The organism is Pseudomonas onubensis (genome assembly GCF_965653655.1).
Taxonomy (GTDB): Bacteria; Pseudomonadota; Gammaproteobacteria; order Pseudomonadales; family Pseudomonadaceae; genus Aquipseudomonas.
In genome coordinates, this window is sequence record NZ_CBFHAZ010000154.1 from 1 (window position 1) to 10,531 (window position 10,531).

Genomic DNA, 10,531 nt, shown 5'->3' on the forward strand with positions numbered 1-10,531 from the left:
GTGTATCAGTGACAGATGAATTGACTGACCCACCGCATTCGCGAGCAAGCCCGCTCCCACATTTAGGCTGCGTTGCATCAGGTAGATAGGCTTTTGCTTCGCACTTGATCTGGCTTTTAATTCAACCAATCAGGTCGGCTTTCAGGCCGCCGTGCTCTGCTTTTGATCTGCTTTTGATCTCGAATCGCCCCGTCAACCACGATGGCCGAACGCAGGCTCGAATCCGTGGGTAACCCGGCAGGACGCCGGGTTACCCACCGTGAGGGCGGCCCCCTAAGCAGCCATCACCGCAGCAACGGATATGTACCCCCCACTAATAGCCATCAACCCAACTGTTTCTCAACCCACTTACCATAGGCATCAATAAACGCCTGCAAAAACGGCCGGGTCTTCTCAGACACCTTACCCGCCTCATCAAACACGCTACCCGCCCCACCCAGGTACGCCTCGGGCTGCTGCATGCAAGGCACATCCAAAAACACCAGCGACTGACGCAAATGATGGTTCGCCCCAAACCCACCAATGGCCCCCGGCGACACGCTGATGATCGCCCCAGGCTTACCGCCATAGACACTTTGCCCATAAGGACGAGACCCAACGTCAATGGCATTCTTCAACGGGGCCGGCACAGAGCGGTTATATTCCGGGGTCACAAACAACACCGCGTCGGATGAGCGTACCTGCTGACGGAAAGTACTGTAGGCTGCGGGCGGCGCGGTACCGTCGATGTCTTCGTTGTAGAGCGGCAAATCGCCAATTTCCACAATGTTCAACTTGAGGTTGGCAGGTGCCAGTTCGGCCAATGCCAACGCGACCTTACGGTTGATCGACTCTTTTCTAAGGCTGCCAACCAGGACGGCAATCGTGTAGACCTTGCTCATTGAGGTTTCCCGACGTCTGACTAAAGGAACTTGTAGTTATAGAGCCTTCGCGACGGCTTCACCAGCGGGTTTTGATACTCCCAACAGCGTTTCCCACAAAGCCACCCGTGTAGGAAGCGTCTGAAAATATCAACGAATAGTATTTTTTTTCAATAGGTAAACTACCCCGCTCCATGACGGTCTACAGAACCGCAAATCGAGTGTTTATCTCCAGAGGTTCTAAACAGATGGCTGCAGTACTTGTCGGACAGTTCCATGCCAGAGACGCGGAAGGACGCGTGTATTCGGTGCATGAGTTCCAGGAATCCAACCCGGCGCAGGACAGCCAGGCTGGCTCGACGCCTACCACCACCTACAAGCTGGCCATTGGCGACCGTGTAGAGAAATTGGAAGGCGATGAATTCAAATTGATCCAGTCGGGGACCATCATCGTCCGCGAATCGCAAACCACCCTCGCTTCATAAGATCGCGCCTTATCGACCTGCTCAGTCCTGGCCATTACTGGCGTTGACTGGGCCGGGTGATCACGGCCGGCGTATCTGCGTCACTTCCACGCCTTGCTCACCGTCCAGTTGCTTGAGCGTCACCAGCAAGCGCCCCCGCTCGCCTTCAACGGCATACAGCGAACGCTTGTAGCCCGGCGTGTCATAGGCGGGATACGCCACAACCTGCCTGACCAGCGCAATCTCCAGCACCGCGCCGACCTGTTCGCTTACCTGTTCCTGGGAACGGATAAACGCCTCAAGAGCATGGTTTTCCGGGAGGTGTTCGTCTTGATTATTGAAGAGATAAGCAGCCACGCAGCCGATGGTCACCACGACCAGCAGTTGTTTGGCCGTTACCCCGAAAAACGTCGAGGGTAGAGGCATGTGAGACCAGACCTGTTGTTGTTTTAAGTGCCGGGTGAGCGGCATTGGTCGTTGATGATCAGATGCGCCATTCTAATCCGCTGGATGGAGAATGCCAGATGAATCAGTTCACCCGGGTGGCAGCCGAAACCACCCGTACCTGTGCTCTTTTTTACCCAACCATTGAAACCCCATCGCGCTGAACATAGACTCCGGCGATGCGTTTACGTCATATCGAAGTCATTCAGGCCATCTTGCAGACCGGACACCCAGGCTTGGCTGCCGAGTGGCTGCAACTCCCCGTGGCCGACGTGGATGCGACCCTCAAGGATGCCGAGCAACAATTGGGGTTCATGTTATTTGCCAGTGTGCGCGGGCGTTTGCAGGCGACGCGGGAAACCCTTGAACTGCAGGCCGAGATCGCCCATCTCTACGAGGCGCTGGAACCGGTTCAACGCCTGGCCAGCCGCCTGAAACACCATCACGCGCCGACCCTGCGTGCGCTGTGCACGCCACCGCTGGCCAATCAACTGTTACCGCAAAGTATTGCGGCACTGCGTCGACGCTTCCAGGACACACCATGCAATCTGTCCAGCCAGCCGACCCGGGAGATTATCAGGAGCCTGTTGCTGCGTGAAGCCGACGTGGGCCTGAGCCTGCATGACCCGCAACACCCGCAAATACAGAGTACCGTGCTGGCCCAGGGCAAGCTGCAATTGCTCGCGCCCCACGGCTGGCTCAAGCCCAGGCAAAAGTACATTGCGTTGCAGGAGCTGGCCGGGCAATCGTTGATCGGTCTTGAAGGCCAAGACCCCCTGAGCCGCCTGTTGGACGCCAAGCTCCAGGCCCTGCGCCCGCTGCCGGTGGTGCAGACGCGGGTGCAGACCTACCAGATGATGCGCAGCATGGTCGAGGCCGGGGAAGGTTTGGCGATTGTCGACCCGTTCACCGCCGTGGGTGCGCAGGGAGCGGGCTTGGATGCCTGCCCGTTATCTCCGCCCATACCTGTAGTCCTTTACGCATTGACGATGAAGGCGTCTGAACCTACGTCAGCGCTGAGCGCGTTGCTGGAGATCGTCGCGCACAACGCCGACGCTCTATTGGTTGGTAATCCCCCCTCTACGTCGGCATCGTAGCGCCTGTCGACCGCCGTTTTCTTAACCCTGCCACCGATATAACTCCTAATAATCGGCTGAGGAACCCTGCCCGAGATTCAGCGCACTCATCGACGAAGACAGCACTACTGCGTGCTTTCTGATGGGCGCTATTTCTCAACCACGGACAGTATTATTCCTATGAACGCCATCCACTCTGTTTCTGCGCAAACACCCCACGCAAACGCTGTCAACCTCCCCCTTCAGCCAAAAGACCCCAGCCCTTTAATCAAGCCCCAGCTTGAAACCACCAACGATGCCCCTTCTGACGAGCCCGACAACCCCGCGGCGCTGAAAAAAGCCTTTGGCGAGCAGCACAACTGGCAAACGCTGACCAACAGCCTGCGTACGCTGCTTGACCAATTGGACAGCGCCTTTCCCGGCGAAAGAACCAACGACCAGCAACGTCTGCTCGAGACCCAACTGGCAACCTACTTGAACACCACCTCAATACCGGTGTGCCCGGATTCCGGCTATTACCAGACACACAACCTGGCCCCCACCAGTGTCGTCAAGTTACACACCTACCTGCGCAACAGTGGGTTGAGCGTCCCCAAGAACCTGGACGAATTGCTGACGCTGTATCGCCTCGCGACAACACAGGTTCAGACGCACCCTCTGGGTAACTTCAGCGGGGCGCTGTCCTGGCCGACGCCCATGCCGGAGCAGGACAAACGTACCCTCATCGACCTGCTGAATACGCCTGACCCCGAGCTGCCCGGGCTGCCATTGACCGACAAAAAAACCGGTGTGCTCGGTTATCTGCTGTCGGCCGCCAACTTGACGAGCAATGACCTGAAAAAATCCAGCAGCGCGGTTGAGGCACTGCTGGGCACGCCAGCGGCCCAGGCACTGGGTCGGGCCATACAATCCAAATTGGGCGGCATTGCGACCCCCAACAGCATTAATGATTACCTGCTGGCGGCCATTCACCTGAGCCTGGACCCCGAGGCCCTCGCCACCCCGGCGCGCAACAGCGTTGCCGGCTTTGACCTGGGGCAGCGACAGTACTGGAACCAACCGCCCGCAACGGTGATCGAGGGATTGAGCCGCCATCTGGTGAAAGAGGGACGCGCCTCTGCAGAATCGGCGCACCTCGCGGCCCGTATGTTGCTGGCACGGAGTTCACCCGTGTACCTGATCAAGGACATTCCCTCCAGCGTCACTTACGGCAGCATCCCCTGGACGCAGCTGGCAATTGCGGCGGCCAAGCTCGAAGCCGAGTCACCGGGGCGCGTCCTCACCATGACCTATCGCGAAGTGCTGGCCGCCGCCGACGGCGTAAACGTCGGCACACCGCTGACTCAACACATCCAGCGCGAGGCTTTGCATAACTGGGGGATGGTCAGTGGCCACCTGCAGGTTGACACGCCGCCCACCGACGCTCAAATGAGTGCTCTACAGCGCGCCTTCATCACTGAACAGCAAGCGTTGCAAGCGACCGCACTGGCGCTGGCAACGCCCATCCCAATGCGTGAAGAGCTGGGCATGGATCTACTCAGGAGCAAGTTTCCGGGCGTTGCAGACGAGGTATTCAGGGCCAGGCACCTGACAAAAGCCTGGTTGAGCGAAGGACGGCCGGGGCGCTTCCCCGGGACGTATTCGATGCTGGATGTGGTCATGCATGGTGACAAAGTCACCAATGACGACAAAGAACATTGGTTGACCAATGACAAACGCATCCCCATCAAAGCATTTTGTGCGCTTTCCGACGCTGGCGAGCTGTCGGTGGCAGAGTCGTTTATCCAGCGCTACAAGCCAGCCATACAGGCGCTGGAACAAGGTCACGCAGGCATGACCCAGCACCTCATCTCTACCTTGGCGCCCGAGGACCGGAAAAACTTCGAATATGGTCAACTCGAGTTTTTCCATACCAACGACTATTTCATCGAGGCGGACCTCTCGACCAAAACCCTGATTAAAAAAGGCCACACCCTGGACGTGAAAATCACCCGTGACGGCCAGGTCAACATTTATCGCATTGATACACATGCGGGAAAAGTTTCAAAACACAATTACCTGGCCCACATTTACTCACCGCCCTACAGCCGGCTCGACATGCGGGACGCCAACACACTGCATAGAACCGTGCAATTCAACCCCTTCAAGGATGAGCACAGCGAGCAGTCCAAGGAAAAACCCGCAACCTCTGAAACCCCGCAAGCGTTCGATTCCGAGCGTACCCGATACATCGCCAAGGTCCTTACCCAACGCCTTGATTTGCACGGTGAAGACCTGCTCAACCATGCACGTGGAACAACCTCTTACGACGAAACTCGCGCCGCCAACAACGCCATTGGCGAATTTTTTCTCAACATGATTCCGTTCAGGTCGGCAATTGTTAATTTCATGCAGGGCAACATCGGCGACGGTTTGCTGGACCTTGGCCTGGATGTGATTGGCCTGGTGACGCTGGGCATCGGCAAGGCCGCCCAAGCGGGCAAAGTAGTGGCCAAGGGGATAGCCGGCGTCAAAGGTGCAGCAAGAACCGCGCGGTTTCTCGGCACTGTCGTGATCGAAGCGCTTAACCCACTGGGTGGCGCGGGGGACTTGCTCAAGGGCATCAGCCGCTGGGCCTGGGCCAAAGGCACGAAGGCCTTCAATGCCCTCAGGGGAGCCACCGGCAGTTACGACCTACTCAAAGCGGCCAGTACGCAGCATGGTTTGGTTGCCATGGGCACCGCCAGGGTCGTGGGTCACGACCTGGAAATGGGGGCGGTGTTTCGCGGCGGTAACTGGTACGCCTTCGATCCGGCCAAAGGACTGCCCTATGGGGCACCGCTGAAAAATTTCCAACCCGACGTCGTGGCTGCGGCCGGGGAACTCAAGGTCCTCAATCAGCCCTCACTGCTGGGATACGAGGTCGTCATCTCATCGGACGTGCTGCAGGTCAAAGGCCTGCAAGCCAATGTTTACGTGGGACCGAACCAAAAAGAATACCTAAAAATCGACGGTAAACTGTATCAGTCCAAAATCAAGGATGGTCAGCGTGTTATCCAGCATCCCAACGCGCCACGCGACGACATAGCGGTCAAAGACCTGGGCAGCGCCGGCTGGGAAGTCTCAGCCACCGCCAAGCGTTTACTGGGAGGTGCGCCCGAAACGTTGCCCGCCTGGAAGCTCGACGATAAAACCTACGTGGTACCGATAGACGACATCAAAATTGGCACCGACGGCGATTATCCCTACGTCCTCAAATACGAGAGCATGAACCATCGCGTCAACTTTGATGGAGAGGTGGGCGCCTGGTACGGCGGCAGAACGACCGCTGACGGCAAACCTGCTTATTTCTGGAGAGGTGCCAAGGGCAAGTGGCAACTGGGGTCGCTTGATGAAATGAACAAAGCCAAAAAGATCGATTCGCACACCTTCAGGTTCATCGAATTAACCACACCTCCCATTATGCAGGCGCCCAAAAATCTCAGGCCAATCCCTAAAGATATTCACTACTTCTGGGCCGGCGGCGACCTGCCCGACAAGCTGGTCAAAAATATGGTGGCCAATGCCGACAAAATGCCGGGCTTCAAATCCATCGTGCATGTCGACGCCGACACCCCGGAGGTATTGCAGGCCATCAAACTCAAGCTGGAGAAAGACGCCCCAGGCATCACGGTCATGAACTTGCATGAAGACGACTTCTTCGCGCAGTTGAAAAACACCGAGCTGTATTCATACTTCCGCCAGGGCCAGGGTAAAAACCTGGCGGCCAGTTCCGATGTGGCGCGCTACCCATTGATGAATAAATACGGCGGCATTTATCTCGATACCGATGACCTGATCAAAGGCGCTGTAGGGCCCAACGGTTTGAAAGCCGATGACGCGGATATCCTGGTCAGTCGGCCGGTCGCTCATGAGTTCAACGATTTCAAACCCTTTGTTAATACCAGCAACTTCGCCACCCAACCGAATAACCCGCTGGTGACTGAAATGATCAGCGAGATGAATCGCCGTTTCTCGGCAAACAAGGCCTACTTTGAGGCCAATCGCCCGATCCTCACCCGGGACGACCTGGGCGGGTACGTAATCACCCCAGACTTTCGAACTTACGAAACCAAAGTGTTTGAAACCGTGGGCCCCCTGATGTTTGACGACGTACTGAAATCCAAACGGCCTGACATTCACGACGCCGTGTTCGATGGGCTAAGCAAGGAAAAATGGTACGTCCATGGCGCCAAGATACCCCACAAGAAAGTCGTCAACGTTGAAGGCAACATGAAAAAATATTACGAGGATAAAGGTATCGTCATGCCTGACGAGCTACGCCAGACCATGCGGGAGACCAAGAAACGCTACCGCGTGTTCGAAGAGCAAGTGCAGATAAAAATCGGTGCCGAACATTCCTGGATCGACTCATGAGTTACGGCCTGAGCGCTGAATATACCCAGCACTCAGGCCTCATCGAGTTCGCTCTTGAACAACCGGTACCAGAATATCGCCACTTCGCGGGTATGCGGGTCAATCCCGCGATAACGCAATTGATCGATCCCGCCCATCACGTACCCGCAGCGCTCATACAGGCGGCAGGCACCCAGGTTGTTGTTCTGGGTTTCAAGCATCATGCCCGGCAGGCTTTTCTTGCGCGCCCAGAACTGCGCCACATCCAGCAAGGCCTTGGCCACGCCATGGCGTCGCGCAGGCAAGGCCACCGCCAGCTCGTCGACATGGGCAAACCCGTTCCAGTTGGTGCTGACCACAACATGCCCCACCGCGCGATCATCCAGGTACGCCATAAAAATCGCACTGTCGGGAACATCGCGGAAACTGGCGAACTCTTGCGGGTCGATGCCATAACATTTGCGGTACGGCAGGATGCGCTCCACCGCCCATTCGTCAACACGCTTGCCCATCTGCGGCACGCCGTAGGCACTGACTTCAAAGCTGAAATCATTGCCCCACACATAAGCGTCAAAGCCTTCGTCGGCGACCCGAACACTGAGCCCCGGGTACTTCGGGTTCACTACAGCTTGCATAAACATCCTTAACCCTTGATGCAATCGACGGCGTAACAACGACCGCTGCCGTCATCTTCGTGTTGCAACCCATGAACATCGGCGACAAAACCTGGGAAACCGCTATCGAACGTGCGGGCAAATGCCAGGTAGTCGATGATCGAGCGCGTCGACTCGGTAAAGCGCTCGCCCGGCATGATCAACGGAATGCCCGGCGGGTACGGCACCAGCATCACGGCTGCGATGCGTCCTGGCAAGGCGTCAATGGAAACGGCTTCGACTTCACCTCTGACCAGATGGTCGTAGGCATCGGCCGGTTTCATCGCAATGTCCGGCAACACCGTGTACATCCGCTTGAGGTGCTTGGCCGTGGCGTTGCTGCGGTAACAACTATGCAACTGGTCGCACAGGTCACGCAAACCCAGGCCTTGATAGCGCGCCGGGCCTTCTTTGAACACCGAGGGCAAACAGCTGGCCAGGCTGGCATTGGCGTCGTAGTTGCGCTTGAACTCCAGCAATTCGGTGAGCAAGGTGCTCCATTTGCCCTTGGTGATGCCCATGGAAAACAACACGAGAAAGGAATACAACCCGGTTTTTTCCACCACCACGCCACGTTCCCAGAGGAATTTACTGACCACCGCAGCGGGAATCCCGCAGTCGCTCAAGGCGCCACCAGCGTTCAGGCCGGGCATCACCAGGGTGACTTTGATCGGGTCCAGCAACACGTAGTCTTCGGCCACATCGCCAAAGCCGTGCCAATCATCCTGCGGGTGCAACAGCCAATCCGCCGTGGCGACCCGGTCGATGCCGGCCACTGACGGCGGCTGCCAGATCGAGAACCACCAGTCCTCAGCGGCAATGTGCTGGCGCAGGTTGGCCAGGGCACGCCGAAAGCTCAGGGCCTCGTCGAACATCTCCTGCAACAGCGAGCGCCCGGCCGGGCCTTCCATCATGGCCGAGGCCACGTCCAGCGAGGCGATGATGCTGTATTGCGGCGACGTGGAGATATGCATCATGAAGGCTTCGTTGAAACGGTCACGATCCAGTTGGCGCGCGCCGCCGTCTTGCACATGGATCATCGAAGCCTGGCTGAAGGCCGCGAGCAATTTGTGCGTCGAGTGGGTGGTGAACACCAGCGGGCTGTCCGGGGTGCGCGACGTGCCCATGCCATAACGCCCGGCGAAAAACTCGTGAAAGGCCGCGTAGGCGTACCAGGCCTCGTCGAAGTGCAACACCTCAATACTGTTGCCCAATTGCTGCTTGATCAGCTCGGCGTTGTAGCACAGGCCGTCGTAGGTGGAGTTAGTGACCACCGCCAGCTTCACTTTCGCCGGCCGGCCACGGGTCAACGGGCTGGCGTCGATTTTGGCGCGGATCGATTCGGGGCTGAATTCGCTTAAGGGGATTGGGCCGATAATCCCCAGTTCGTTGCGCTCCGGGCACAGGTACAGCGGGATGGCGCCGGTCATGATGATCGAATGCAGCACCGACTTGTGGCAGTTGCGATCCACCAACACCAAGTCGTCGCGCGCCACCATGGAATGCCACACGATCTTGTTGGCGGTCGAGGTGCCGTTGATCACAAAGAACGTGTGATCGGCACCAAAGTTGCGCGCCGCACGGGCCTCGGCTTCGGCCAAGGGCCCGGTGTGATCGAGCAGCGAACCCAACTCCGGCACCGAAACGGACAAGTCCGAACGCAGGGTGTTTTCGCCAAAGAACTGGTGGAACGCCTGCCCCACCGGGCTCTTGCGATAAGCCACGCCGCCGCCATGGCCGGGGGTGTGCCAGGAATAGTTGGAGTCGGCGGTGTGCTGTACCAACGCCTTGAAGAACGGCGGCAACAAGCCATCAAGGTAGGCACGTGCGGCACGCGCAACTTGGCGGGCCAAAAACGGCACAGTGTCTTCGAACAGGTACAGAATGCCGCGCAGTTGGTTAAGCTCGCTCATGGCGTCGGCTGGCGCGTTTTCCAGGGTGACCTGCTCGCCCAGGGCGAAGATCGGCAAGTTGGGCGCCCTCACCCGCGCCAGGCGAATCAGCTCGACCATGTTTTGCAGCAGGTGGGTGTTTTCACCAGCGCCTTCGGCGGCAATCAACATGCATGCCAGGCCGTGATGGGTAGAGGCCACTAACCGGCCTTCGGCGTAATCCACCGCGGAAAAAATACTGAAGCCCTCTTGTTCCAACTCCCTGGCGATGCCTCTGACCCGATCACCGGCAACGGTGTCGGCCTTGATGTCGCGGTGCACGATAAGAACAGGGAACTTCAGGTCTTTGTACATGAGTGCTTGGAGTCCTGAGGGCTATGCACTCAGGGTAGAAGCTGGGAGTGGATGTGGCGAATGAAGATTTTACAGAGGACGCAAATCTACTGTGGGAGTTGGTTTGCCTGCGATGGCGGTTTGTCGGAGTACATATCCGTTATTTGGGTAACGGCGGCTATTGGTTCCGCTCTTACAGCCAGCCCTTTCAAGGTCCGTGTTTAAAAGCCGTTTAAAACCATGTTCAAGTTTGTTTATTCAACTTGGCAGCCTTAAGTACCCGAGCTGTTGAGAAATGTTTCTGCGCAGCCTTACCTTCCAGCCACTCCTTGGGTTTGGCGACTTTGGGACCGCGAGGGCTTTTCGCGACGGCCTTGGGGTTGATCAACCTCGCCAGGGCCAACAGCCGTTCTGCCAGCCCCTGCGAGGTTTTTT

7 protein-coding genes and 1 pseudogene are annotated in these 10,531 nt (G+C 57.6%); 3 read left to right on the forward strand and 5 right to left on the reverse strand.

All coding sequences use genetic code 11. From position 1 onward, the window contains the following. Window positions 1-323: 323 nt before the first annotated feature. Window positions 324-881 carry an NADPH-dependent FMN reductase gene (locus ACTD9P_RS28260; RefSeq protein WP_170040256.1) on the reverse strand — a complete coding sequence of 186 codons (558 nt, stop codon included), beginning with the start codon at window positions 879-881 and terminating at the stop codon, window positions 324-326. Window positions 882-1,108: 227 nt separating this feature from the next. Between ACTD9P_RS28260 and ACTD9P_RS28265 the strand changes: the two genes are divergently transcribed. Then, on the forward strand, window positions 1,109-1,345 hold the full coding sequence (locus ACTD9P_RS28265; RefSeq protein ID WP_017136925.1) for a hypothetical protein: 237 nt from the start codon (window positions 1,109-1,111) through the stop codon (window positions 1,343-1,345). Window positions 1,346-1,405: 60 nt separating this feature from the next. Here ACTD9P_RS28265 and ACTD9P_RS28270 read toward each other — a convergent pair whose 3' ends face one another. Then, complete coding sequence (locus ACTD9P_RS28270; protein ID WP_438870230.1) at window positions 1,406-1,750, reverse strand: hypothetical protein; 345 nt, start codon at window positions 1,748-1,750, stop codon at window positions 1,406-1,408. A 197-nt stretch (window positions 1,751-1,947) separates the two neighbouring features. Between ACTD9P_RS28270 and ACTD9P_RS28275 the strand changes: the two genes are divergently transcribed. Both ACTD9P_RS28275 and ACTD9P_RS28280 read left to right on the forward strand, forming a co-directional pair. After that, entirely contained in the window at window positions 1,948-2,865 is a 918-nt protein-coding gene (locus tag ACTD9P_RS28275; protein WP_438870231.1) for a LysR substrate-binding domain-containing protein, read from the forward strand. Between the two features lie 159 nt (window positions 2,866-3,024). Further along, complete coding sequence (locus ACTD9P_RS28280) at window positions 3,025-7,239, forward strand: glycosyltransferase (RefSeq protein ID WP_438870232.1); 4,215 nt, start codon at window positions 3,025-3,027, stop codon at window positions 7,237-7,239. Window positions 7,240-7,271: 32 nt separating this feature from the next. Here the strand turns inward: ACTD9P_RS28280 and ACTD9P_RS28285 are convergent, their stop codons facing one another. The 3 genes and pseudogenes from ACTD9P_RS28285 to ACTD9P_RS28295 all read right to left on the reverse strand — a co-directional run. Then, window positions 7,272-7,853 carry a GNAT family N-acetyltransferase gene (locus ACTD9P_RS28285; protein WP_438870233.1) on the reverse strand — a complete coding sequence of 194 codons (582 nt, stop codon included), beginning with the start codon at window positions 7,851-7,853 and terminating at the stop codon, window positions 7,272-7,274. An 8-nt stretch (window positions 7,854-7,861) separates the two neighbouring features. Then, window positions 7,862-10,117, reverse strand: a complete 2,256-nt coding sequence (locus ACTD9P_RS28290) for an Orn/Lys/Arg family decarboxylase (protein ID WP_438870234.1) — start codon at window positions 10,115-10,117, stop codon at window positions 7,862-7,864. Between the two features lie 223 nt (window positions 10,118-10,340). Then, window positions 10,341-10,531: pseudogene (locus ACTD9P_RS28295) on the reverse strand (IS4 family transposase); the annotation flags it as partial.

Coding starts and splice junctions, on each gene's coding strand:
- ACTD9P_RS28260 (WP_170040256.1), bottom strand. CDS start 881: ATGAGCAAGGTCTACACGATTGCCGTCCTGGTTGGCAGCCTTAGAAAA.
- ACTD9P_RS28265 (WP_017136925.1), top strand. CDS start 1,109: ATGGCTGCAGTACTTGTCGGACAGTTCCATGCCAGAGACGCGGAAGGA.
- ACTD9P_RS28270 (WP_438870230.1), bottom strand. CDS start 1,750: ATGCCTCTACCCTCGACGTTTTTCGGGGTAACGGCCAAACAACTGCTG.
- ACTD9P_RS28275 (WP_438870231.1), top strand. CDS start 1,948: ATGCGTTTACGTCATATCGAAGTCATTCAGGCCATCTTGCAGACCGGA.
- ACTD9P_RS28280 (WP_438870232.1), top strand. CDS start 3,025: ATGAACGCCATCCACTCTGTTTCTGCGCAAACACCCCACGCAAACGCT.
- ACTD9P_RS28285 (WP_438870233.1), bottom strand. CDS start 7,853: ATGCAAGCTGTAGTGAACCCGAAGTACCCGGGGCTCAGTGTTCGGGTC.
- ACTD9P_RS28290 (WP_438870234.1), bottom strand. CDS start 10,117: ATGTACAAAGACCTGAAGTTCCCTGTTCTTATCGTGCACCGCGACATC.